Source organism: Pseudomonas persica, from assembly GCF_900291015.1.
Lineage (GTDB): Bacteria > Pseudomonadota > Gammaproteobacteria > Pseudomonadales > Pseudomonadaceae > Aquipseudomonas.
In genome coordinates this window covers 117,559-140,545 of the sequence record NZ_OLKL01000022.1, presented here as the reverse complement: position 1 = coordinate 140,545, position 22,987 = coordinate 117,559, and the positions used below count along the sequence as shown (strand labels likewise).

Sequence of the window (22,987 nt, the reverse complement as noted above, 5' to 3'; positions counted from 1 at the left end):
GTCGGTGGTTGAATCAGGTATCCCGAGGTCGCCCTCGACAAAGCGTCCTCCAGCGGCCGACTATCTACTGGCAAGCACAACAATGATGGCGCGGCCCGACCGCGCCACTTTCATCATGCCTGCCAATGGAACCGGAGAGCACTCGCATGCCCGCACCTCACGAGGTATCCCCCGCCACCCTGCGCCGGGTGATCGCCGCCTCGGCCATCGGCAATTTCGTCGAATGGTTCGACTTCGCCGTCTACGGCTTTCTCGCTACCCTGATCGCCAGCCAGTTCTTCGCCAGCGAAGACGCCAGTGTGGCCTTGCTCAAGACTTTTGCCGTGTTTGCCGTGGCCTTCGCCCTGCGCCCGCTGGGTGGTATCGTGTTCGGCGCACTGGGTGACCGCCTGGGGCGCAAGCGCATCCTGTCGCTGACCATCCTGCTGATGGCCGGCTCGACGACCCTGATCGGCCTGCTGCCGACCTACGCCAGCATCGGCCTGGCAGCCCCCGCACTGCTGACCCTGGCGCGCTGCCTGCAGGGCTTTTCCGCCGGTGGCGAGTATGCCGGTGCCTGCGCCTACCTGATGGAGCACGCGCCCAACGACAAGCGCGCCTTCTATGGCAGCTTCGTACCGGTCTCGACCTTTTCCGCGTTTGCCTGCGCGGCGGTGATCGCCTATGGCCTGGAAGCCAGTCTGTCGGCCGAAGCGATGAATGCCTGGGGTTGGCGCATCCCGTTCCTGATCGCCGCGCCGCTGGGGCTGGTCGGCCTGTACCTGCGCTGGCGCATGGAGGAAACCCCGGCGTTCCGCGAAGCCATCGCCCAGGGCAAGGAGCATGAACATTCGCCGCTCAAGGCAACCCTGCGCAATCATGGTCGGGCGATCCGCAACCTGGGGGCCTTCATCTCGCTGACCGCGCTGTCGTTCTACATGTTCACCACCTACTTCGCCACCTACCTGCAACTGGTCGGCAACCTGACCCGCGCGCAATCGCTGCTGGTGACCACCGTGGCCCTGTTGTTCGCCGCAGTCGGCTGCCCGCTGGCCGGGGCGTTCTCGGACCGCGTAGGGCGGCGCAAGACCATCGGCTTTACCTGCCTGTGGGTGATGCTGTGCGTGTTCCCGGCGTACTGGCTGGCCAGCTCCGGCTCGATGCCTGGCGCGCTGCTGGGGGTGATCCTGCTGGCAGTGGGGGCGTTGTGCAGTGGTGTAGTCACGGCGGCGTTGCTGTCGGAAAGCTTCCCTACCCGTACCCGCTATACCGCTTCGGCAATTACCTACAACGTGGCCTACACGCTGTTTGGCGGCACCGCGCCGCTGGTGGCTACCTGGCTGATCGGGCAGACCGGCAGCAGCCTGGCACCGGCGTTCTACCTGGTGGTGATTGCGCTGGTGGCGTTGTTGGGTGGGTTGGCGTTGCCGGAGACTTCGCGGATTTCGTTGCATGATGAGGTGGGGGGCGAGGGTGTAAGGGCTGGGGTTCGTCGTACTGTTTGAGCATTTGGGGCCGCTTTGCGCCCCATCGCCGGCAAGCCAGCTCCCACCTAGACCGCATCGACCTCAAACCATGTGCAGGACCTATGGGAGCTGGTTTACCGGCGATGGGCCGCAAAGCGGCCCCAGGATCTCAGCCCTCCTGCACCTCTTCCCGCCGATACGCCCACTGATACAACGCTGGCAACACCAGCAAGGTCAGTGCAGTAGAAGACAGAATCCCGCCAATCACCACGGTCGCCAGCGGCCTCTGCACCTCGGCCCCGGTCCCGGTAGCCAAGGCCATCGGAATGAACCCCAGCGACGCCACCAGTGCCGTCATCAGCACCGGCCGCAAGCGCGTCAGCGCGCCCTCCTCGACCGCCGCCCGCAGCGTGCGCCCTTCCTCCCGCAGGGCACGGATAAAGGCGATCATCACCAGCCCGTTGAGCACCGCCACCCCTGACAAGGCAATGAACCCCACACCAGCGGAAATGGACAACGGAATGTCGCGCAACCACAGCGCCAGCACCCCACCGGTGAGGGCGAACGGAATGCCGGTGAATACCAGCAGGCCATCCCTGAGGTTGTTGAACATCATCAGCAACAGCGCCAGGACCAGCAGCAAGGCCACCGGCACCACCACCTGCAGGCGCTCGGCCGCCGACTGCAGCTGCTCGAACTGGCCACCCCAGCGTGTCCAGTAACCCGGCGGTACCTGCACCTGCTCGATCAGCGTCTGCTCGGCCTCCTCGACGAACGAGCCCAGATCACGCCCGCGCACGTTGGCACTGACCACCACCAGCCGCTTGCCATCCTCGCGGCTGACCTGGTTTGGCCCCAGCTGCAGGTTCAGCGTGGCTACCTGCGACAGCGGGATGAAGCCGATCTGCCCGGCCCCCGCAGCAGCACTGGCCGGCACCGGAATCAGCAGGCTGGCCAGCCCGTCGACATCGGTACGCAGGGTTTCCGACAGGCGCACCACCATGTCGAAACGGCGGTCACCTTCGTACAGTGTGCCGGCCGTGCGGCCACCTACGGCAATGGCAATGGCGTCCTGCACATCGCCCACGTTCAGGCCATGGCGTGCCGCCTTGTCGCGGTCGATATCGATGGTCAGCACCGGCAGGCCAGTGGTCTGCTCGACTTTTACCTCGGACGCGCCCGGCACGCCTTGCAGGCTGCTGGCGATCTGCGCGGCGGTGCGGTTGAGCACGTCCATGTCATCACCGAACAGCTTCACCGCCACATCGCTGCGCACCCCGGAAATCAGCTCGTTGAAGCGCAGCTGGATCGGCTGCGACAGCTCGTAGTTGCTGCCCGGCACACTGGCGGCGGCACGTTGTACTTCGGCGATCAGCTCATCACGCGGCTTGCCCGGATCGACCCATTGCTCACGCGGGCGCAGCATCACATAGGCATCGGAAATGTTCGGCGGCATCGGGTCGGAGGCGATCTCGGCGGTGCCGGTGCGGGCGAACACCCGCTCCACTTCCGGCACCTGGGCAATGATCGCCTGTTCCAGACGCTGCTGCATGTCGACCGATTGCGACAGGCTGGTGCCCGGCACGCGCAGGGCCTGCAGGGCGAAGTCGCCTTCGCTGAGGCTGGGGATGAACTCGCTGCCCATGCGGCTGGCCATTACCCCGGACAACAACACCAGGGTGGCGGCGGCAGCGAATGCCAGCTTGCGCCGGCCCAGCACCCAGGCCAGCACCGGGGCATAGCGCTGACGCGCCGTGCGCATTACCAGGCCTTCCTCTTCCTTGACCTTGCCGGTGACGAACAGGGCAATGGCCGCCGGCACGAAGGTAACCGAGAGAATCATGGCACCGAGCAGGGCGATAACCACGGTAAAGGCCATAGGGTGGAACATCTTGCCCTCCACCCCGGTCAAGGCAAAGATCGGCAGATACACCACCATGATGATCAGCTGGCCGTAGATCAGCGGTCGGCGCGCCTCACGGGCGGCCGCGAACACTTCATGGAAGCGCTCGGCGCGGGTCAGCATGCGGCCATGGCGTTGCTGGGCGTGGGCCAGGCGGCGGATGGCGTTCTCCACGATCACCACCGCGCCGTCGACGATGATGCCGAAGTCCAATGCGCCCAGGCTCATCAGGTTGGCGCTGACCTTGTTGCTGAACATGCCGGTGAAGGTGAACAGCATCGACAACGGAATGACCATGGCGGTGATCAGGGCAGCGCGGATGTTGCCCAGGAACAGGAACAACACGGCGATGACCAGGATGGCGCCCTCGACCAGGTTCTTCTTCACCGTGGCGATGGCCTTTTCCACCAGGTTGGTGCGGTCGTACACCGTCACCGCGACCACGCCCTTGGGCAGGTTGCGGTTGATCTCGACCAGCTTGGCGGCGACCGCCTGGGACACCGTGCGGCTGTTCTCGCCAATCAGCATGAACACCGTGCCCAGCACCACTTCCCGACCATTTTCGGTGGCTGCGCCCGAGCGCAACTCTTCGCCCAGGCCGACCTGGGCAACATGGCTGACGCGGATTGGCGTGCCATCGACACTGGAGATGACGATGTTGGCGATGTCCTCGGCCGACGCCACCTGGCCTGGCGCGCGGATCAGCAACTGCTCGCCATTGCGCTCGATGTAGCCGGCGCCGACGTTGGCGTTGTTGCGCTCCAGCGCCGCGATCAGATCGTTGAGGGTGAGCTTGTAGGCTGCCAGGCGCTTGGGCTCCGGTGCAATCAGGTACTGCTTGGCATGGCCGCCGATGCTGTTGACCTCGGCCACCCCGGGCACATTGCGCAGTTGCGGCTTGATGATCCAGTCCTGGATCACCCGCAAGTCAGTCGGAGTGTAGGGCGTGCCGTCCTCTTTCAGCGCGCCCTGCCCGGCCTCCACCGTCCACAGGAAGATTTCACCCAGCCCGGTGGAAATCGGCCCCATGCCCGCTTCGATGCCGTCGGGCAATTGCTCGCGCGCCACTTGCAGGCGCTCGTTGACCAGTTGACGGGCAAAGAACAGGTCGGTGCCGTCGTCGAAAATGACTGTGACCTGCGACAGGCCCGAGCGCGACAGTGAGCGGGTCTGCTTCAACCCGGGCAGGCCGGCCATGGCGGTCTCGATGGCGAAGGTGATGCGCTGCTCGGTCTCCAGTGGCGAATAGCCGGGCGCGGCGGTATTGATCTGCACCTGGACGTTGGTGATGTCCGGTACAGCGTCGATCGGCAGTTTCTGGTAGCTGTGGATACCCACCGCGGCCATCAGGACCACAGCCAGCATCACCACCAGACGCTGCTCGATGGCGAATTGGATCAGGCGTTCGAACATGCAGGCGTCCCCGTGATCAATGGCTGTGCTCGGCCGAGCCCTTGCCCAGCTCGGACTTGAGGACAAAGCTGCCGGCGGCGGCCACCTGGGTTCCGGTGGCAAGGCCGGTAGTGATTTCCACCTGGCCGGCGTCGCGGCGGCCGGTCTTCACCGGGCGGGCCTCGAAGCCTTCCTCGGTGCGGGCAAACACCACGGTCTGCTCCTCCCAGGCTTGCAAGGCGCTTTCCGGCACCACCACGGCGGCATTGAAGCGCTCGACGCTGACCGCAACATTGACGAACAGCCCGGGGCGCCAGGCGCCGTTGGGATTACCCAGGGTGGCGCGGACAGTGGCAGCGCGGTTCTGCTCGCCGAGCAGGCTGCCAACGTAGTTGACCTTGCCCTCGACCTGGGCACCCAGGTCCGGCGCGCTGACCGTGACATTGCGGCCGGTGACCACCTTGTCCAGGTCGCGTGGGGCGACGGCGAAGGTGGCCCAGACCCGGTTCAGGTCAGACAGGGTGAAGGCGTTGCTGGTCTCATCGACCACCTCGCCCACGGTCAGGTGCTTTTCCACTACCACTGCATCGAACGGCGCGCGCAGTTCATAGCGGTTGCCGGTGCCGGCCGGGCCCACGGCGGCGACCTTCTGCCGAGCGTTGGCCAAGGCAATCTCGGCCTCCTGCAACGCCTGGCGGGCCTGCAGGTAATCCTGTTCGGCGCTGATGCGCTCCTGCCACAGCTGTTGTTCACGCTGGAAGGTCAGGCGCGCCAGTTCCAGGCGGCGCTGGGCAGCTTGTTGCTCGCTGCGCAGGTCGGAAATCTGCTGGCTGGCGATCACCGCCAGCACCTGGCCGCGCTTGACCGCCTGGCCCAGCTCGGCTTGCACCGCCTCGACCACGCCGGGCACGCGTGGCACGACGTGGGCGGTACGGTCTTCGTCAAAGCGGATTTCACCCGGGAAGCTGATGGCGGTAGCCAGCTCACGAGGGCCGGCGCTGGCCAGTTGCACACCGGCAGCTTCGATCTGGGCACTGGACAGGTGCAGCTTGCCCTCTTCTTCTTCGTGGCCTTCGCCGGCCTGTTCCTCGCCGTGGCCGTGGCTGTCTTCGCCGTGGTCGTCGTGCCGGGCTTGCGTGCTCGACGCCTTGCCAAGGTTGTCGGTCCAGGCCAGGCCACCCAGGCCAAGCGCGGCAATGGCGGCAGCCAGAAGGGCTATCTTGCGTGGATTAGTCATTGTTGCTCCTGCTGTTCAATTTGTTGCTCAGGCCATCGAGGTCGCCATAGATCCGCTCGACCTGCGCCCGCGCGTCGGTCGCCGAGGCCAGTGCCTCGAGGTACAGCCCACGTGCCTCGATCAGCGTGCGCTGGGCGTCGAGAACATCGAGAAAGGCGAACTTGCCCATTTCGAAACCGCGGGTGGCGGTGTCCACGGCCTGCTGCGCAGAAGGCAGGATGGTGTGGTCATAGGCCTGCACTTCCTGCATGGCCGTGGCCCACTGGCTGACGGCGCTCCGGGTTTCACTGCGCAAGCGCAGCTCCACGGCGTTGCGCAGGTCACGCGCCTGGTCGGCACGGCGGGCCGCGGCCAGCACGTTGCCCTGGTTGCGGTCGAACAACGGCAAGGGCATCGACAGGCCCACCACATTGACCCGCTCGCGGTCTTCGCGGCTGTACTGGCTGCCAAGGCTGATGGTGAGGTTGGGAGTGCGCAGGGCCTTTTCCGACCCCAGGGACGCGTCACCACGCTCGACCTGGGCAGCAGCCAGGCGCCATTCGACCGTCTGCTCGACCCGGCTGAGCAGGGCGTCAGCGCTGGGCGCATCACCGGGAAACAGGTTGGCTGCCTGCAACTGGTCGAAGCTTACCAACGGGCTGCCGGTCAACCGTGCCAGGGCCTGGTAGGCCACGCTGCGCTGGGTTTGCGCGCGGCGCACTTCGGCTTGAGCCTGGGCCAACTGCACCTGGGCCCGGGTGGCTTCCACGGGCGATGACTGGCCGGCGATCACCCGCCCCTGCACCACTCGCAGCCCACGTTCGGTCAACGCCTGCGATTGCTGTGCCAGCTCCAACGCGGTCTGCGCGCGCAAGGCCGCGTGGAAGGCCTGCACCACCTCGGCGCGCAGGGCGTTGCGCTGGCGCTCCAGGTCCAGCTGGGCAATGGCCTGGCCGGCACCGGCCACGGCGATGCGTGCGCCGCGCTTGCCGCCCAGTTCCAGCGGCTGGCTGAGGGTGACTGTGGTAGTGCTGGTGTCACGACGGGTGTCCTCGACCTCCCAGGACAGTTCCGGGTTGGGGATTAGCCCGGCCTGGCGCCGCTCGCCGTCGGCAATGCCGATTTCCCGGCCAGCCGCGGCCAGTTCCGGGTTCTGGGCAAAGGCGGCGTCAAGCGCCTGAGGCAGGCTCAGGCTCTGGCTGGCCTGGGCGCTGGCGGCGCCGGCCAGCAACAGGCAGAGCAAGGCGGTCTTGCGGGGGATGGGCACGAAACAGGTCCTCGTCGGCGAGCTTTGGCAAGGGACTGTAGAAAGTCGTGCTTATCGGGGTGGTGGCGGGAAAATTACAATTTTGTAATCGAGCTGCAGGCTGTCTGCTCTGGCCCTATCGCCGGCAAGCCAGCTCCCACAGGTCCGTGACCAAGCTGGAGCCCTGTGGAGTACCTGTGGGAGCTGGCTTGCCGGCGATAGGGCCGGTACAGGCTATATCAAGTTCGATAATCGCCCACTTTCCCGATGCAGTGGTTTAGTCCAATTGACTAAACTAACCGGTCAGTACAAAACTAGAAGCATCCAACAACAACAAAGCGATGCCCGTCATGAAGCCCCTCATTCTCGTGCTCAACGGCCCTAACCTGAACATGCTGGGCACCCGCGAGCCTACTCAATATGGTCATGAAACCCTCGCCGACCTGGCCCGGGGCTGTGCCGAGACCGCCCATGCCCACGGCCTGGAAATCGAATTCCGCCAAACCAACCATGAAGGCGAACTGATCGACTGGATCCACGCCGCCCGTGGCCGCTGCGCCGGTATCGTGATCAACCCTGGTGCCTGGACCCACACCTCGGTGGCCATCCGCGACGCCCTGGTGGCCAGCGAACTGCCAGTCATCGAAGTGCACCTGTCCAACGTGCACAAACGTGAACCGTTCCGTCACCTGTCGTTCGTATCGTCCATCGCCGTCGGGGTCATCTGCGGCCTGGGCAGCCATGGCTACCGCATGGCCCTCAGCCACTTCGCCGAAATTTTGCAGGAGCACCACGCATGAGCCAGCAAGCCATCCTCGCCGGCCTGATCGGCCGCGGCATCCAGCTGTCGCGCACCCCTGCCCTACACGAACACGAAGGTGACGCCCAGGCCCTGCGCTACCTGTACCGGCTGATCGATGCCGACCAGTTGCAACTGGACGACAGCGCCCTGCCCGGCCTGCTCGACGCCGCACAGCACACCGGTTTCACCGGGCTCAACATCACCTACCCGTTCAAGCAGGCGATCCTGCCACTGCTCGACGAACTGTCGGACGAAGCCCGCGGCATCGGCGCGGTGAACACCGTGGTGCTCAAGGACGGCAAGCGGGTCGGCCACAACACCGACTGCCTGGGCTTTGCCGAAGGTTTGCGCCGTGGCCTGCCCGACGTGGCACGGCGCCAGGTGGTGCAGATGGGTGCCGGTGGCGCAGGCTCCGCCGTAGCCCATGCCCTGCTGGGTGAAGGGGTCGAGCGGCTGGTGCTGTTCGAAGTGGACGCGACCCGAGCGCAGGCCCTGGTGGACAACCTGAATGCCCATTTCGGTGCCGGGCGCGCCGCAGTCGGCACTGACCTGGTCACGGCCCTGGCCGAGGCGGACGGACTGGTCAACACCACGCCGGTGGGCATGGCCAAGCTGCCGGGCACGCCGCTGCCGGTGGAACTGCTGCATGCGCGCCTGTGGGTGGCGGAGATCATCTACTTCCCGCTGGAAACCGAACTGCTGCGCGCCGCCCGGGCACTGGGCTGCCGCACCCTGGACGGCAGCAACATGGCCGTGTTCCAGGCGGTGAAGGCGTTCGAGCTGTTCAGCGGGCGCCAGGCGGATGCAGCGCGGATGCAGGCGCATTTTGCCAGTTTCACCTGACAGATCGGTGTTGGCTTATTCGCGGGCTTGCCCCACACAGGCACTGCGACAAATCCCTGTGGGAGATGGCCCAGCCCTTTGGTCTGCGCTGTCGCATAGAGAACTGAATTCGCAAGCGCTCCCACAGGGGCCCTGCTAATTCAACGAGTTATGCGCAGTTCTATGAGAGCGGGCAAGCCCGCGAAGAGGTCGGCACAGACAACTCACCCTTTTTCATCCAGCAACGCCTGTATCAACTGCTCCTGCCCCCCATAATCCCCCTCGCCAAAGTGCACATGGCGCACCTGCCCCTTGCGGTCGACAAAGTAGTGTGCCGGCCAGAACTGGTTGCCCCAGGCATTCCACACCTTATAGTCGTTATCCACCGCCACCGGGTAACCGATCCCCAGCCTGGCCACCTTGTCACGCAAGGTGCCAACGTCATGCTCGTAGTCGTACTCCGGCGTGTGTACACCGACTACCACCAGGCCTTGGTCGGCATAGCGCCGCGCCCAGTCGTTCACATGCGGCAGGCTGCGCCGGCAGTTGATGCAGTCCCAGGTCCAGAAGTCCACCAGCACCACCTTGCCCTTGAGCCCGGGGCCATCCAGTGACGTCGAATTCAGCCACTGGCTGGCGCCCGACAGCGACGGCATGGCGCCGTAGCTGTCGCGGGCCATCAGGTGCCCGGCCAGGCCCAGGCCGGTCAGCGCCAGGGCAAAGCCGCCCACCTTCAACAACAAGCGACGATCAATTCTCATGGCAACCGCCGGTGGCGTAGGTACGGTACTGCACGCTCTGCTGCTGGCCCTTGGAGTCGAGGTAGTCCATGCGGGTGTTCACCGGGCCGCAGGCGTTGCTCTGGTCATCCTGTATCGACAGCACTTTCTTCACATCCAGTCGGTCACCGTAGCGGTACTGCATGACCCCGGTATCGTTCATCGGCATCGTGGAGGCCTGGGCGGCGATGGCGCCGAAGCTGAGCACGGCGAACAGGCTGGCGCTGGCGAAAGTCTTGACGTTCATGGCATATCTCCTGTGTAACGCTTGCGGGTGGGGAGGTGTGCTCCCCGGTCGAGAGCCATTTCACGCCGCCCAGGTATCCCGTATGTGTCGCCCGAAGCGGTGATGTGCTTCCTCCTGTGTCTGTACGCGCGCCAGATACACTGCAATACAAAACCCCGCAGGCAAGCGCGATCACGCTCGGTACACTGCGCCCATCCCCTCTTGCACAGGAACGCAGCGCATGGAACACGTCGATCACATCCTGATCGTCGACGACGACCGCGAAATCCGCGAACTGGTCGGCAACTACCTGAAGAAGAACGGCCTGCGCACCAGCATCGTCGCCGACGGCCGGCAGATGCGCGCCTTTCTCGAAGCCAACAGCGTCGACCTGATCGTCCTGGACATCATGATGCCCGGCGACGACGGCCTGCTGTTGTGCCGCGAGCTGCGCGCCGGCAAGCACCGCAACACCCCGGTGCTGATGCTGACCGCCCGCAACGACGAAACCGACCGCATCATCGGCCTGGAAATGGGCGCCGACGATTACCTGACCAAGCCGTTCTCGGCCCGCGAACTGCTGGCCCGTATCAACGCCGTGCTGCGCCGCACACGCATGCTGCCACCCAACCTGACCATCAGCGAAAGCAGCCGCCTGCTCGGCTTCGGCCAGTGGCGGTTGGACACCACCGCGCGCCACCTGCTCGACAACGAAGGCACCCTGGTGGCCTTGAGCGGCGCCGAATACCGCCTGCTGCGGGTGTTTCTCGACCACCCGCAGCGGGTGCTCAGTCGTGAGCAGTTGCTCAACCTGACCCAGGGCCGCGAAGCTGATATCTTCGACCGCTCCATCGACCTGCTGGTCAGCCGCCTGCGCCAGCGCCTGGGTGACGACGCCCGCGAACCCAGCTGCATCAAGACCGTGCGCAGCGAGGGCTACGTGTTCTCGCTGCCGGTGCAACTGCTCGAGTCGCCATCATGAGGGGGCCACGCACCCTGGCCTCGCGCCTGGCGCTGATCTTCTTCACCGGCCTGGTGCTGGCCTACGGCCTGTCATTCGGCTTGCAGGCCTACGAGCGCTATATCAGCAGCCGCTCGATGATGCTCAGCAACCTGGAGCAGGACGTGGCTACCTCGGTAGCCATCCTCGACCGACTACCCGCGTCCGAACGCGCCGCCTGGTTGCCACGCCTGGAGCGGCGTACCTACCGCTACCGGCTGGACCGGGGCCTGGCGGGCGAAGCGATGCCCAGCAGCGACCCGCCCATGGCCGCCGATTCGATCGTCAAGGCCATTGGCACCGACTATCGCCTGACCTTCCAGGAAATCCCCGGCCCGAATACGCACTTCCAGGCACACCTGAGCCTGGCCGATGGCGCACCGCTGACCATCGACGTAACCCCATCACTGGTCCCGGTAGCCCGCTGGCTACCCGTGGTGCTGCTGATCCAGCTGGCCGTGCTGTTGCTGTGCACCTGGCTGGCGGTGCGCCTGGCGATCGGCCCGCTAACCCGCCTGGCCCGCGCGGTGGACAACCTCGACCCGGACAAACCCGGAGTGCAACTGGATGAAAACGGCCCACGCGAGGTGCGCTACGCCGCCGTGGCCTTCAACGCCCTGCAGGCGCGCATCGCTGCCCACCTCAAGGAACGCATGCAGTTACTGGCGGCCATTTCCCACGACCTGCAAACGCCGATCACGCGCATGAAGCTGCGTGTCGAAGTGATGGACGACGGGGTGGAAAAGGACAAGCTGTGGAGCGACCTGGGCGAGATGGAACACCTGGTGCGCGAAGGCGTGGCCTATGCACGCAGCATGGACACCAGCACCGAGGCACCGTGCCGGGTCAACCTCGATGCCTTCCTCGACAGCCTGGTGTTCGACTACCAGGACAGTGGCGCTCAGGTCGAGCGCCATGGCAGCAGCGGCAACCTGCTGGAAACCCGCCCGCATGCCTTGCGCCGGGTGTTGGTGAACCTGGTGGACAATGCCCTCAAGTTTGCCGGTGCTGCCGAACTGGAAGTGTGCCACGAGGGTGGCATGACCGTAATCCGCGTGCTCGACAACGGGCCCGGAATACCCGGCGGTGAACTGGATGAAGTGCTCAAGCCGTTCTATCGCGTGGAAGGCTCACGTAACCGCAGTACCGGCGGCACCGGGCTGGGGCTGGCGATTACCCACCAGCTGATCCAGGCCATGGGCGGCCGACTGACCCTGAGCAACCGCGCAAGCGGCGGGCTGTGCGCACAGATCGAACTCAAATGACAGGTTGTGGGAGTGGGTGCGGCCTGAGGCATCAATACAAACCGATACATAACCCCTATCCCCTCGACACACTGCAGATACCCCACCCCGACACACTCCCGGCCACACCACCACACTCCGGGAGCCTCCCTGATGAAACCCCTCACCCTGCCCTCCGGCTGGAAGCTGTTCGCCGTCCTCGCCGGCCTGACCCTGACGATGACCGTCGTGGTCCTGGCCAGCCAACCTGACCCGGACGGCCTGCGCAGCGCCATCCGCGCCACCGCGCGCAGCTCGTTCGCGCTGTTCCTGCTGGCCTTCCTGGCGTCGTCGCTGGTGACCTTGCGGCCTGGCACCAGCAGCCGCCGCATCCTCCAGGAACGGCGCTACCTGGGGCTGGCATTCGCCTTTTCCCACACCGTGCATGGCGTACTGATCTACCGCTACGCCCAGCAGTTCCCCGAGCTGTTCTGGGCCGGCCGCACGCTCACTTCCAGCCTGCCCGGCTCCCTCGGCTACCTGTTCCTGCTGCTGCTCACCATCACCTCGTTCAAGGCCCCCATGCGCCTGTTGGGCGGCCGTGCCTGGCAGGCCCTGCACAGCACCGGCATGTGGGTACTGGCCACGGTGTTCTGCCTGTCGTTCTACAAACGCATCCCCATGGGCGGTTGGTACCCGCTGGCGTTCGCCCTGATGTTCAGCGCCATCGCCGTCAAGCTCACCGCCAAGCTGACCCGCCAGCAACGCCGTAACGCCCGCGCCCTTTCCTGAAAAGAGAAAACCAGCATGACCACCTTGACCCGTACCCTGACCACCTTCGACCGTTTCGGTAGCTGGAGCGCCGACCTGCCGTTGCGGCTGTTCCTGGCCTGGGAATTTTTCGAATCCGGCTGGGAGAAATTCAATGGCAGCAACTGGTTCGCCGACCTGCAATCGAACTTCCCGTTCCCCTTCAACCTGCTGCCTGCCGAGCTGAACTGGCAGCTGTCGATGTGGGCGGAGCTGATCCTGCCGTTATTGCTGTTGCTGGGGCTGGGTACCCGGCTGGCCTCATTGGGGCTGATGGTGGTGACCGTGGTGGCGATTGCCGCGGTGCATTGGCCGGCGCACTGGTCGAGCCTGGCCGAGCTGGCGCAGGGTTACGCCATTACCGACCAGGGCTTTGGCAACTTCAAGTTACCGCTGATCTACCTGATGGCGTTGCTGCCACTGCTGCTGAAAGGGGCTGGGCGACTGAGCCTGGATCAGTGGCTGCGGACGCGATTCTGCAGGTGAAATCGCCGGGGCAGCTTTGCAGCCCATCGCCGGCAAGCCAGCTCCCACTGGGATAGCACATGGTTTGAGGTCAATGCTGTCCAGGTGGGAGCTGGCTTGCCGGCGAAAGGGGCGCAGCGCGCCCCCAGTACCTCGCCTCAACCTGTAGCGATAATGACCCCCTGCTCGCGCAGCCCCTCCAGCAATGCCAACCCCTGCTGCACATCCCCGCCCAACGCCTCCAGCCGCGCCCGCCCACTGCCCTGCTCCAGCGCCAGCAACCGATATGCCAGCGGCGCCAGGCGCGCGAAGCGCACTTTCAACTCCGCATCGCGATACACCAGTAACAAGGTCGGCGTCTCTGGTGCCACTGCTGGCTGGTAATCCGCCCCGATACGCTCCACCGGCCAGCGATAAGCCAATACCCGTGCCACACAAGACAACAGCGGCTCCCCTTCCAGCAAATCGCCTGCCGGGTCATGGGCCGGTTCTTCGGCATCACTCAGGTACAATTGCGCCTCGATCCACTCATAGTGCGCCAGCTCCAGCTGCCACGGAGCATCCAGTTCGACACCTTGCAGGTAATCGACAAAGGCTTCGGCGATCTCGGTAAACAACGGCGTCTGGCTGCGATAGCTGGCATAGAAATCACGCACACGGGCATGCCAGCGTTGTTCGCCCAACGCCTGGCGCATCACCGGAAAACTGCCGGCCAGCAAACCTTCGATGGCACCATAGAACAACTCGCGGTAAACTTGCAGGCGCCTGGCCTCCACGCCCGGCGGCGGCGCATGGCGCTGCGGATCACGCAGGTGCCGAGCCAAGGTGTACTGCTGCTCACGCAAGGTCTCATTCATTTGCCTGCCCTCCTGAAGCACGCTGCACAGCACGGATGCGCGCCGTTTCGGCGAGCAGTTCGACCAGTGGCGGATAGTTGAAATCACGCTCGAGCACGGTCGGTTGCACGCCGAAGCGCGCACAGGCGATGGCGTATAGCGCCCATACATCTTCCTTCACCGCGGCCCCATGGGTGTCGACCTTGAGGTCCGGTGCTTCATCGTAATGGCCGGCCACGTGCATACCGGTCACCCGCGCCTGGGGCAAGCCGGCAAGGAATTCGCGGGCGTCGTAGCCGTGGTTGCAGGCGTTGACGAAGACGTTGTTGACGTCCAGCAGCAGGTCGCAGTCGGCCTCATCGACTACCGCACGGATGAACTCGAGTTCGCTCATTGCCTGGTACGGCGCGGCGTAGTAGCTGATGTTCTCCACGGCAATGCGTCGCTCCAGGTATTCCTGGGCCTGGTGAATCCGCGCGGCCACATGGCGCACGGCTTCGTCGGTGAACGGAATTGGCATCAGGTCGTACAGGTGCCCGTCATCGCTGCAGTAGCTCAGGTGCTCGCTGTACAAGCGCACCTGGTAGCGATCCAGAAACTGGCGAGTCTGGCCAAGGAAATGGCGGTCCAGCGGCTCGCTGCCGCCCAGCGACAACGACAGCCCGTGGCAGGTAATGGCAAAGCGCTCGGCCAACTGCGCCAGGCCCTTGCCGTAGGCACCGCCCACGGCAATCCAGTTTTCCGGTGCGCATTCGAGAAAGTCCACAGCACCAGCCTCCATGGCCAGCAGTTCCGGCAACAGGCCGCGGCGTAGGCCAAGCCCGGCCTGTAAAGGCAGAGGGGACAAAGATGTGGGGGGCATGAACAGGTCTCCGCAACAGGCACAACGCCCCGCCTGACCAGCAGGAGGGGCGTTGTGCGGTTCATGGGGTAGAGGGTCAGGATTTGCCGGTCAGGTGGCTGAACAGGCCCTCGGGCATGGCCTTGCCATTCGCCTGGTAGATCGCCTTGAGGTGATCCGCCGCCTCCTGTTCGGAGATGAAGCCATCATGGTTACTGTCGATCTTGTCGAAGTCACCGGCACGGTCCTTGGCTACCGCCAGGAACTCGTCGCGCGAGACCTTGCCGTCGTGGTTGCTGTCGGTCTTGGCGAACGAGGCATCACCACACTTGCCCTCGCCACACTTGCCTTCGGCACCGGCCTTGGCGCTGGCGCCGCATTTGCCCTCACCGCATTTGCCTTCGCCCTGGGTGGCCTTCGCGCTGCCACCACATTTGCCTTCACCACATTTGCCCTCGCCGGCCACCTTGGCCGACGCCAGCTGGTAACCCTGGGCCAACGGCTCGACGGCGAAGGCGCTGCTGCTCAATGCCATGCTGCCGATCAGGGCTGCGCCGAGCAGGCCGAGGGTGTTTCGTACTTGAGTCATGGTGTCGCTCCACTGTGGTTGGAATGTGGAGCCATTAGGCCGTTGCGGTATGTCGTGGATGTATCGCGTGGGGCGCGGTTTTGTATGGGAATGGGTCTGCGGCGTGGGCAGATACAGTGGGATACACAACGGCCCCAAGGTGCGCCGGGGCCGTTGTGCCGGGTCAGTCTTCCAGTGGTTTGGGTGGCGCGGCGGGCTTGGCAGGCTTGCCGGGCTTGCTGTCCTTGGCCTTGGTTTCCGGTGCCGCCGCGGCCACAGGCTCGGGCGCTGTTACGGCTTTTTCGCTGGCGGGCAACTCATCGACCGCCTTGATGATCACCTGCGGGTCGATGGCCTCGCCACTGTCGTCATCCTTGAGCATGTGCCGCTCACCGTCCTTGCCCACCAGGATCACCTTGGTACCTTTGCTGGCACCCAGCTTCAACTCGCGGATCAGGGCCATGGTGGTCTGCTGCTCGAGGTTCTTGTCCTCACGCTTGCCCATCATGTTGGCGACGCTGTACAGCACCAGGTTACGTTCCTTGAAAGCCGCCTGGGTAGCCGGGTCTTCAAGTGCCTTGTTCAAACCGCGCAAGGTCGGGTCGGCGGTGCTTGGGGCAATCACCACCAATGGCCTGGCCTTGCCCAGCTCCTTGGCCAGGGGCGCATCACTGTCGGCGGCAAAAACAGGCGCTGTAACAGCGAGCAAGGCAGCGAGGGTCAATGACCGGACGAGCATGCGTATCTCCTTATTCTCTCGATAAACCAGAAGACTGCAGATCAGGGAGAAAGATCCGACAGGCGAGCGTAAACCACCCAGGGCATCAGCGTTTCAACGAAAAGTAACTGGCCATTACAGTACAACCAGTCGCCCCTGCACGCCCACTTCAAGTGCAACGCTCACCGGTACCGTGAGCATAGTCCAATGCGCCTGTCACACCCACCGCTGCAGGGCCTCGGTAGCAAGTTGCAGCTCAGTCTGCTCGGTCCACTGCCTTATGACCTTCATCAACCTTGCAGCAGCATTCTCATCGGCATCCGGTTCCAGTTGGCTTCTCAGGTGCTGCGGCACTTCCAGTTGCCTGGCGTAATGTTTCTCCATGAATCGGCGCCAGAACGGTTGCTCAACCATCCATGTGGCCAATGCATCCGCAGTCTCGCTCTCCGCGACCCGATCACGCATGCGCGCTACTGCAGCATCGTCCAGTTCCGGAATACCTTCATGAAGCATGCTCTGCGCATTGCCAGGCAAGTCCAGCTCGACCCGCAAGCGGATCGAATAGGCCAGCGCCCATTCCAGCGATTCATTGCCAGCTCCGACAGCCTCTGCCTCCCGCAACGCTATCAGGTCAACCTCGCGCTGCCGCCACAGTCGGCGAGCCAGCCTTACCAGCACCCCCTCCTGGTTCGCGACCGGGGCAGAATGCTCGGCGTCCCAAACCAACTTGCGAATTTCTAACTGGCCAAACACTACCGTGGCGTTGTCGGCACAATGCTCGACCAGCGCATTGGCGTATATTTCCTCGGCCAACTGAGGAGCGTTGTACATGCTTTCCATCAGCTCGAGTACCCGCAGCGCCAGCAGTACACCGTGCCGCGGGTGTTTGAAGTCCCGAGACCGTGTGAGTTGTGCCAACAAAGCCAGGAAGTTGGCTGAGCGATCCGTTTGCGCGATGCCGATCCACAAGCTTGCCAGATCTTCCCGCCTTTCTCCCTCCAGGCGGTCAAGCCAGCGCAGCCTGTAAGGCACCACACTCGATTCTGGAAAGCCCCACTCGGCTTGAATGTCAGCTGCCTGATGTGCGGGAAGGGGGTTGCCGGACAACTCGACGTACCCGGTTTGCCATAACCCACCCTCCAGAAAACCTGCTGGCAATGCAGTGAGCGCGTTGCCTGAAGCATCGAGCAGGTACAAGTCCGAGCAGTTCAACAGCCCGGCCGGCAGCGAAGTCAGCCGGGTATTGCGCACGCGCAACTCCATCAGCCGGGGCATGCCCTCGACGGAGAACCCTGCATGCAAGTCGTTGTTCGACAGGTTCAGGTAACGCAACTGGCTGCAGATCCCGAGTACCGCAGCTTGCGCATCGTCCAGCAATATTCTGTTATCGGACAAGTCCAGCACACGCAAGTTGCCAAGCTGAGGCAGACTGCTCGGCACAGTTGCCAGACGATTACTGCTCAGCTCCAAAAAGATGAGGTTGGGGAAGCACTGCAAAAATTGCTCTGGCATGGCCTTTAGCAGCAGGCTACCCAAGGCAAGTTCAGTCACATGAGGAAAGCTGAACTGAGGCCCCAACTCCGGGAGTGAGCGCAATTCATGCCCGGTGAATTGCCAAGCGGTGGCCATATGATCGGGCGGCACCCTGGTTTGATAGGGAATCAGCTCCCGCCAGCACAGCATCATTGCCTTGCGAAATTTCTTGCGCTCATCCTTCTCACCGACCAGCGCACCTTGCCACTCCCAGTTTTTCAGATGTTTTTCCAGCAGACGTGACTGCTGTTCGAGCATGCCCAGCTCGTTCTCAGTGTCGCGTCCCGAGGTGTGCAGCCTGGCCAGCCATGCGTCGATTTGCTCATCACTATAAGCCGGGTACAAGTCGCGCAGCCGTACCGCGAAAGCGCGGGGGCGTGATGAAGGCCGAGTAAACCGCCCCTGGCTGCCCCCCAGAGGGTAGCCAATCCTGCCGTCGACCAGGCGCTTAGGCGCCAGCACCCATGGTAGCTGCGAATCCTTGCCCAGTACCTGTGCAATCAGGTTGCTTCGCCCGCTTACCTGGCGGGCCAACGATGCTCGCAACCCAAGCGCATAGGGCTGACTGATGCCCAGGGCAGCGAAATCTTCATTATCGAAGGCGCCAACCATGATTTCGAACAGTTCACCCGGGCCTGCCAGCTCGATACCCAACGCATCTTCAAGTTCGAACAACCCCGCTTTATGCACCAGCCTGTAGGTTACCCCGCTGCCATCTGTAGTCAGTACCGGTCGCGGGGCATCGTTATCGTAAAGGCGCCAGCGTGGCCGAGCTGCCCGAATGTCCAGGCTCTGCAGCAAAGTCAATGCGGCCTTGGCCAGGTCGAGGGTCTGAGGTGTATCGATGAACAATGCCTCGCAGGCACGGGCCACGCGTATGCGCAATGCGCTGAGCCTGGCCCTGTCGACCATGCCGAACGGCACTGTACCTTCGAGCAATGCCTGGTACTGCTCCCCTGCTACGGACAAGCCGCTCACCAGTTCGCCCGCCGCCAGGCGATGCAGGCTCGGGAACGTTCGTCGCAATGTCGCCACCGCCGCGTCGTCGGGCGCTTGTCGCTCAAGGTACAGTTGCTGAAATAGCTGGCGGCGTTTCGCCCAGACTAGCTCTGCCAATGCGGGCCCCTGCGGTTCGGTCACCCCTGGCAATGCACGGGCCTTGCTCAGCAAGGCTGCATCATCGAGCCCCCGTCCCACCCTAAGACCGTCCAGCAAGCCTTGCACCTGACTGTCAATCCACAGGCGCTCGACCGTATCCAGCAACTCGGCCTCGGGCGCCCGAGCGTACACATGCAGCGCCCTGAGGTTATCCGTATCCAACCCGTGGATCGCCATGGCCTGGTCGATATGGTGATCGTCAAGGCGGGCGAAGCGCTCACCAAGACGGCGGAACATATGGTGCGCATCCGTCCAGCTGGCAGGCTGCTCGAACCATAGCCGCCATGCACCGGCGTTGTTATGGCGTAACGATGGACCGTGTCCGCCACGTGGCGTCAGTTGCCACCCGCCCTCAGGGTGCTGGGCGATTTCATAGTAATGCCCGTCAATGATCGTCCAGCATTTGTCTTGCGCCCGGTAGATCCCCGCCTCATCCACCACGCTGCCGGCCGGTGGCTTCATGCTGCGATACGGCAGCAGATCACCGTTCCAGAGCTTCTGGGTTCCGTCCTCCAGGCGCGCCGGTACCCATTTATCCAGTGCCGCCCAGGCACGGCTCGCCTCACGCCATACCACTGCCGTAACCCCGATGACAGCCAGTTCCTTGCTGACAGAGAGCAAATGGTCCATTGCCGCCTTGGTATCGCCCTCGCGCCAGTCTTCCACGCCGTGAAACAGCTCACCCAGCAGGTCCCACACCATCACCGCCAGCAAAATCGCGTTCAGTGCCGGAATGAACAGCCCCGCTACATTGAGCAAGGTCCAACCCTCGGCGGCCAAGCGCTTGCGATGGGCTTCCTGGGCCTGGCGATCCAGTTCGGCAACGGGCGTGGCAATCAGCGCAGCATCGTCCTTGATATGTGCGATGCGTGCAGCGGCAAGGTGATCGAACAGCGGTAACGGATAATCCAGCATGTGCTGGTCCATCTCCCGCGTGGCGCTGTCTGCGACATCCTCCAGCTCACGGGCCACCCTGGAGAAGAACAGCTGACTGTCACGCCGCCGTACGAAACGCTTGAAAAACTTCTGGTACTGCGCCTTGCGCAGGCGCTTGCCAAGCGCCTTACGGATGAAGGTTTCCAGGTTACTGGCAATGCTCCACGGGCCATCAGGGTCGCCAGGCACATAGACGATGATCCGGCGACTGAAATCGAACATCCACCCTTCATGCAGCACATCGAGCACGACAATCTGCTGCAGCTCACAGCCAAAGACCTTGAGCTGCCTGGCGACCACCTTGCTTTCATGGAAGGTACGCGGACGCCCTTCCTCGCACAGGTCCAGGATAAACCGCAGTTCCGCCCCCGTGAGTACCCCCTCGGACTTGGCCTTGCATGCATCGATCACCATGGTCGAACGGTACAGCCGGGCGAACGTCGAGGTCATGTCCTGCCACCCGCTGTCCTGGCTGGCCGGCGCTTTCAGTATGCTGTCCAGGTGCCGTTGGTAACGCCCGCCCAGATCCAGCTGACGACACATGCGCGCAAACGCTGGCGCGGCGAGTGTATCAACTGCTTGCGAGTGGCTGTCGACGATGCAGTTATCCTTGGGCTGCTCATTCAAGCCTTCGCCCTCGGTGAAATTGTTCAGCGCCGCCTCGATCAGCGGTACTTCGAAATAATCCTTGTCCTTGGCCGGGTGCCGCCCCCACCAAATACCTCGGTTGGGTGCATAGTAGGTGTACCAGGTGCGGAAGTACAAAGCACTGGTGTCATGTGCCTTGCCGGTCTTTTCAAGCATGGCGCGCTGCAGCAACGGCCTGGCGAACGCCCCGATACCCTCGATGCGCGCCAGCTCACCTTTGAGCCATTGCCGGCAGGCCAGGCTGTCCTTCAGCGCATCACGCAACGCTTCATGCTGCGATGCATACAAGCCATTGATCGGGATGTTCTGTTCGGTCGGCGACACGATCCGTAACTGGCGAATCCATCTGGGCAGACGCTTCACGATCAGGCTGTCCTGGTAGGCTTGCTCCATGGCCAGCACATCGACGGGCAACGGTTGTTCGGGCGTGGGTAGGGTCACGTTGTAAACCTTCGTCTGACACAAAGGTTCGACAGTAAGAGAAGCGTCACCCGACCAGCACCTAGATAACTACCTCACGGCCAGGTTCAGCTTCGCGCTACGGATGGCGTGAGCGACACGGCGGGCAGGTGCCTGCCAATCGCTTCGCGGGTCAGTTGCAGTTGCACGTTACGCGTTCTGGCCTGCACATGATCGTTCAACTGGTTGATCTCCTGCTCGGGCGCATTACGTTCGATCAGCGCCTCCAGCTCATCGTGTAGCGACTGTGGTACATCCAGGCGGGCCGCGAACGCCTGCGTCAGATATTCCCTCCAGAACCGTTGCATTATGAGGAAATCAGCCAGCGTGACACGCGATTGCGCGCTTCGCACCTGGCGAGCAGCCTCGGCAAGGTCGCCCCCGGTCAGCGAAGCAACGCCAGGGTTGAGCATTTCGTCGTGTTCGATGGGCAAATCCAGGTGCTCGACGAGTGCCAGACGGTAGGCCAAGGCGAACTCCAGCGACTCCTCCGCCCTGCCGGCACGTGCAGCATGCAGCGCGGCCAGGTGATCGAGTGCCTGCCCGGGTATCACCCTCGCGCCAGGTCTCTACCGCATGGAACACCTCCTTGAGCAGGCTCCAGGCTGCGCCACTCAGCAAAAAAGCACTGAGAGCGGGCACGAACAGCCCTGCCACACCAGCGATCACCAAGGCACTGTTCACCAGACGGTTGTGCCGCTCCTGCTCAACCATGCGGTCGATCGTGGTCACCGGCACGGCGATGAACGCGGCATCGTCCTTTACCTGTTCACCCCATGCCCGCGCCAGATGGGCAAACAATGGCAGCGGGTAGTCCACCATGTGCTGGTCCATGTCACGGGCCGCCCAGTCAGCAACATCGACCAGGGTTTCACTTACCTGGGCAAAGAACGCCGGGCGATCGCGTCGACGTATGAACCGGCTGAAAAAACGCTGATAGGGTTGCCTGGCAAGTCGCTTGCCCAACGTACGACGGATGAACGTATCAACATCGGCCGCTGCGCCCCAGGGACTGACAGGGTCGTCCGGGATATACACCAGCACCCGCGCACTGGATTTGAACCCGAGAAAATCATCGATCATATCGAGCACGACTATCTGCTCGAGCCTGCAGCCGAAGGCTGTCAATTGCCGGGCGTGTACCGTGCGTCCGGTGCAAACGCCAGGCCGGCCGTCGCGGCACAAGCCGATGACCAGCTGCAGTTCTTCGTCAGTCAGCAACCCTTCGCTTCTGGCCTGACAGGCATCGACCAGCATTGATGACGCCTTTAGCGCCTTGAGTGAAGTAACGATGCAAGGCCCGCTGGGTCCGCCCTCGGCAAAACTGCCGAGCACAGTCTCAAGATGCTCTTGATAGCGCGCCCCCAGGTCAAGCTTGCGACAACAGCCGGCAAACGCCAGCGCAGTCATACCGGCAAATTCGCTGCCATCACTGGTGACCATGCAATCCTTGCGCGGCAGCCCGTTGCCATGGGCTTCGTCCTGGGTGAAGTTGGCAAGCGCGGCGGTGAGTAGCAGGATGTCGAAGTCGTTCTGTTGTTGCTGGGGCACATGGCCCGCCGCCCACTCAGGCCTGGGCGAAAGGCTGAAGTAATGGTGGCGCAGGTAGAGCCTACTGCTGTCGGCCGTCACTGACAGGTGCTCGCGCAACGCACGTTGCAGAAGCGGCCTGCAATACTGCTCGATGCCCTGGATACGCCGCAGCGCAACGCCCAGATGTTGCTTGCTGGACAAACTGGTCTTGAAGGCTTCGAGCAGGGCTGCAGTTTGTTGCGGCGACAATACCGGTTGTGCTGCCGGGGCGAAGTGCTTGGCATTGGCGGCACCCAGTTTGCGCATCCAGGCCGGCAAGGCTCGCGCGATCAGCCCATCCTGAAATCCCTGCTCCACCGCCAGGTTCGCCGCCTGGCCGGGATCGTTACCGTCACCCATGAACTGCCCCACTTCGTCGAAAGGGCAAC

The 22,987-nt window shown here is 63.5% G+C and carries 18 protein-coding genes and 2 pseudogenes; 7 read left to right on the top strand and 13 right to left on the bottom strand.

Features of this window, described 5'->3' with window-relative positions; all coding sequences use genetic code 11:
• Positions 1–146: 146 nt before the first annotated feature.
• Positions 147–1,484, top strand: a complete 1,338-nt coding sequence (locus FQ664_RS12010) for an MFS transporter (protein WP_144172104.1) — start codon at positions 147–149, stop codon at positions 1,482–1,484.
• 130 nt (positions 1,485–1,614) lie between these two features.
• On the opposite strand, the gene FQ664_RS12005 is transcribed toward FQ664_RS12010, so the two are convergent.
• Genes FQ664_RS12005 through FQ664_RS11995 form a run of 3 tightly spaced genes read right to left on the bottom strand, consistent with a single transcriptional unit; the run spans position 1,615 to position 7,223 of the window.
• Positions 1,615–4,761 (bottom strand): efflux RND transporter permease subunit, encoded by a 3,147-nt coding sequence (locus FQ664_RS12005; protein ID WP_144172103.1) that lies wholly within the window; start codon positions 4,759–4,761, stop codon positions 1,615–1,617.
• Positions 4,762–4,777: 16 nt separating this feature from the next.
• Positions 4,778–5,977, bottom strand: coding sequence for an efflux RND transporter periplasmic adaptor subunit (locus tag FQ664_RS12000; RefSeq protein ID WP_144172102.1), 1,200 nt, complete (start codon positions 5,975–5,977; stop codon positions 4,778–4,780).
• Positions 5,970–7,223: a TolC family protein gene (locus FQ664_RS11995; protein WP_144172101.1), complete on the bottom strand. Its 1,254-nt coding sequence runs from the start codon at positions 7,221–7,223 to the stop codon at positions 5,970–5,972. The genes FQ664_RS12000 and FQ664_RS11995 overlap by 8 nt, the downstream gene beginning before the upstream one ends.
• Positions 7,224–7,552: 329 nt before the next feature.
• Here FQ664_RS11995 and aroQ point away from each other — a divergent pair, with 329 nt between their 5' ends.
• Together aroQ and FQ664_RS11985 are read left to right on the top strand one after the other, a co-directional pair.
• Positions 7,553–8,002 (top strand): type II 3-dehydroquinate dehydratase, encoded by a 450-nt coding sequence (aroQ, locus tag FQ664_RS11990; RefSeq protein ID WP_144172100.1) that lies wholly within the window; start codon positions 7,553–7,555, stop codon positions 8,000–8,002.
• Entirely contained in the window at positions 7,999–8,847 is an 849-nt protein-coding gene (locus FQ664_RS11985; RefSeq protein WP_144172099.1) for a shikimate dehydrogenase, read from the top strand. The genes aroQ and FQ664_RS11985 overlap by 4 nt, the downstream gene beginning before the upstream one ends.
• A gap of 203 nt (positions 8,848–9,050) precedes the next feature.
• Here the strand turns inward: FQ664_RS11985 and FQ664_RS11980 are convergent, their stop codons facing one another.
• Both FQ664_RS11980 and FQ664_RS11975 read right to left on the bottom strand, forming a co-directional pair.
• Positions 9,051–9,587: a thioredoxin family protein gene (locus FQ664_RS11980; RefSeq protein ID WP_256675925.1), complete on the bottom strand. Its 537-nt coding sequence runs from the start codon at positions 9,585–9,587 to the stop codon at positions 9,051–9,053.
• Positions 9,577–9,852: a DUF2790 domain-containing protein gene (locus FQ664_RS11975; protein ID WP_144172098.1), complete on the bottom strand. Its 276-nt coding sequence runs from the start codon at positions 9,850–9,852 to the stop codon at positions 9,577–9,579. Before FQ664_RS11975 ends, FQ664_RS11980 begins: the two co-directional genes overlap by 11 nt.
• Before the next feature lie 220 nt (positions 9,853–10,072).
• Here FQ664_RS11975 and FQ664_RS11970 point away from each other — a divergent pair, with 220 nt between their 5' ends.
• The 4 genes from FQ664_RS11970 to FQ664_RS11955 all read left to right on the top strand — a co-directional run bounded on the left by FQ664_RS11970 (position 10,073) and on the right by FQ664_RS11955 (position 13,350).
• Positions 10,073–10,813 (top strand): response regulator, encoded by a 741-nt coding sequence (locus FQ664_RS11970; RefSeq protein ID WP_056800498.1) that lies wholly within the window; start codon positions 10,073–10,075, stop codon positions 10,811–10,813.
• Positions 10,810–12,096 (top strand): sensor histidine kinase, encoded by a 1,287-nt coding sequence (locus FQ664_RS11965; RefSeq protein ID WP_144172097.1) that lies wholly within the window; start codon positions 10,810–10,812, stop codon positions 12,094–12,096. Before FQ664_RS11970 ends, FQ664_RS11965 begins: the two co-directional genes overlap by 4 nt.
• A gap of 132 nt (positions 12,097–12,228) precedes the next feature.
• Entirely contained in the window at positions 12,229–12,846 is a 618-nt protein-coding gene (locus FQ664_RS11960; protein ID WP_144172096.1) for a ferric reductase-like transmembrane domain-containing protein, read from the top strand.
• Positions 12,847–12,861: 15 nt separating this feature from the next.
• Positions 12,862–13,350: an HvfX family Cu-binding RiPP maturation protein gene (locus FQ664_RS11955; protein WP_144172095.1), complete on the top strand. Its 489-nt coding sequence runs from the start codon at positions 12,862–12,864 to the stop codon at positions 13,348–13,350.
• A gap of 137 nt (positions 13,351–13,487) precedes the next feature.
• Here the strand turns inward: FQ664_RS11955 and FQ664_RS11950 are convergent, their stop codons facing one another.
• The 8 genes and pseudogenes from FQ664_RS11950 to FQ664_RS28090 all read right to left on the bottom strand — a co-directional run.
• Positions 13,488–14,186, bottom strand: a complete 699-nt coding sequence (locus FQ664_RS11950; RefSeq protein WP_144172094.1) for an HvfC family RiPP maturation protein — start codon at positions 14,184–14,186, stop codon at positions 13,488–13,490.
• Positions 14,179–15,027 carry an HvfB family MNIO-type RiPP peptide maturase gene (locus tag FQ664_RS11945; protein ID WP_144172093.1) on the bottom strand — a complete coding sequence of 283 codons (849 nt, stop codon included), beginning with the start codon at positions 15,025–15,027 and terminating at the stop codon, positions 14,179–14,181. The genes FQ664_RS11950 and FQ664_RS11945 overlap by 8 nt, the downstream gene beginning before the upstream one ends.
• 76 nt (positions 15,028–15,103) lie before the next feature.
• Positions 15,104–15,595 (bottom strand): HvfA family oxazolone/thioamide-modified RiPP metallophore, encoded by a 492-nt coding sequence (locus FQ664_RS11940; RefSeq protein ID WP_013971966.1) that lies wholly within the window; start codon positions 15,593–15,595, stop codon positions 15,104–15,106.
• Positions 15,596–15,758: 163 nt separating this feature from the next.
• Positions 15,759–16,313: a DUF4174 domain-containing protein gene (locus tag FQ664_RS11935; RefSeq protein WP_144172092.1), complete on the bottom strand. Its 555-nt coding sequence runs from the start codon at positions 16,311–16,313 to the stop codon at positions 15,759–15,761.
• Positions 16,314–16,508: 195 nt separating this feature from the next.
• Positions 16,509–21,008 (bottom strand): NEL-type E3 ubiquitin ligase domain-containing protein, encoded by a 4,500-nt coding sequence (locus FQ664_RS11930; RefSeq protein WP_144172091.1) that lies wholly within the window; start codon positions 21,006–21,008, stop codon positions 16,509–16,511.
• Positions 21,009–21,094: 86 nt separating this feature from the next.
• Positions 21,095–21,334 carry a hypothetical protein gene (locus FQ664_RS27795; RefSeq protein WP_256675924.1) on the bottom strand — a complete coding sequence of 80 codons (240 nt, stop codon included), beginning with the start codon at positions 21,332–21,334 and terminating at the stop codon, positions 21,095–21,097.
• Positions 21,335–21,346: 12 nt separating this feature from the next.
• Positions 21,347–21,580: pseudogene (locus FQ664_RS28095) on the bottom strand (NEL-type E3 ubiquitin ligase domain-containing protein); the annotation flags it as partial.
• Positions 21,581–21,941: 361 nt separating this feature from the next.
• Positions 21,942–22,865, bottom strand: a pseudogene (locus FQ664_RS28090) (dermonecrotic toxin domain-containing protein); the annotation flags it as partial.
• Positions 22,866–22,987: the final 122 nt, after the last annotated feature.

Excerpts from the sequence above, each read along its gene's own strand:
- FQ664_RS27795 (WP_256675924.1), bottom strand. The coding sequence starts at position 21,334 with ATGCAACGGTTCTGGAGGGAATATCTGACGCAGGCGTTCGCGGCCCGC.
- aroQ (WP_144172100.1), top strand. The coding sequence starts at position 7,553 with ATGAAGCCCCTCATTCTCGTGCTCAACGGCCCTAACCTGAACATGCTG.
- FQ664_RS11960 (WP_144172096.1), top strand. The coding sequence starts at position 12,229 with ATGAAACCCCTCACCCTGCCCTCCGGCTGGAAGCTGTTCGCCGTCCTC.
- FQ664_RS11955 (WP_144172095.1), top strand. The coding sequence starts at position 12,862 with ATGACCACCTTGACCCGTACCCTGACCACCTTCGACCGTTTCGGTAGC.
- FQ664_RS11965 (WP_144172097.1), top strand. The coding sequence starts at position 10,810 with ATGAGGGGGCCACGCACCCTGGCCTCGCGCCTGGCGCTGATCTTCTTC.
- FQ664_RS11985 (WP_144172099.1), top strand. The coding sequence starts at position 7,999 with ATGAGCCAGCAAGCCATCCTCGCCGGCCTGATCGGCCGCGGCATCCAG.
- FQ664_RS11945 (WP_144172093.1), bottom strand. The coding sequence starts at position 15,027 with ATGCCCCCCACATCTTTGTCCCCTCTGCCTTTACAGGCCGGGCTTGGC.
- FQ664_RS11970 (WP_056800498.1), top strand. The coding sequence starts at position 10,073 with ATGGAACACGTCGATCACATCCTGATCGTCGACGACGACCGCGAAATC.
- FQ664_RS12005 (WP_144172103.1), bottom strand. The coding sequence starts at position 4,761 with ATGTTCGAACGCCTGATCCAATTCGCCATCGAGCAGCGTCTGGTGGTG.
- FQ664_RS11935 (WP_144172092.1), bottom strand. The coding sequence starts at position 16,313 with ATGCTCGTCCGGTCATTGACCCTCGCTGCCTTGCTCGCTGTTACAGCG.
- FQ664_RS11980 (WP_256675925.1), bottom strand. The coding sequence starts at position 9,587 with ATGAGAATTGATCGTCGCTTGTTGTTGAAGGTGGGCGGCTTTGCCCTG.
- FQ664_RS11940 (WP_013971966.1), bottom strand. The coding sequence starts at position 15,595 with ATGACTCAAGTACGAAACACCCTCGGCCTGCTCGGCGCAGCCCTGATC.
- FQ664_RS12000 (WP_144172102.1), bottom strand. The coding sequence starts at position 5,977 with ATGACTAATCCACGCAAGATAGCCCTTCTGGCTGCCGCCATTGCCGCG.
- FQ664_RS11950 (WP_144172094.1), bottom strand. The coding sequence starts at position 14,186 with ATGAATGAGACCTTGCGTGAGCAGCAGTACACCTTGGCTCGGCACCTG.
- FQ664_RS11975 (WP_144172098.1), bottom strand. The coding sequence starts at position 9,852 with ATGAACGTCAAGACTTTCGCCAGCGCCAGCCTGTTCGCCGTGCTCAGC.
- FQ664_RS12010 (WP_144172104.1), top strand. The coding sequence starts at position 147 with ATGCCCGCACCTCACGAGGTATCCCCCGCCACCCTGCGCCGGGTGATC.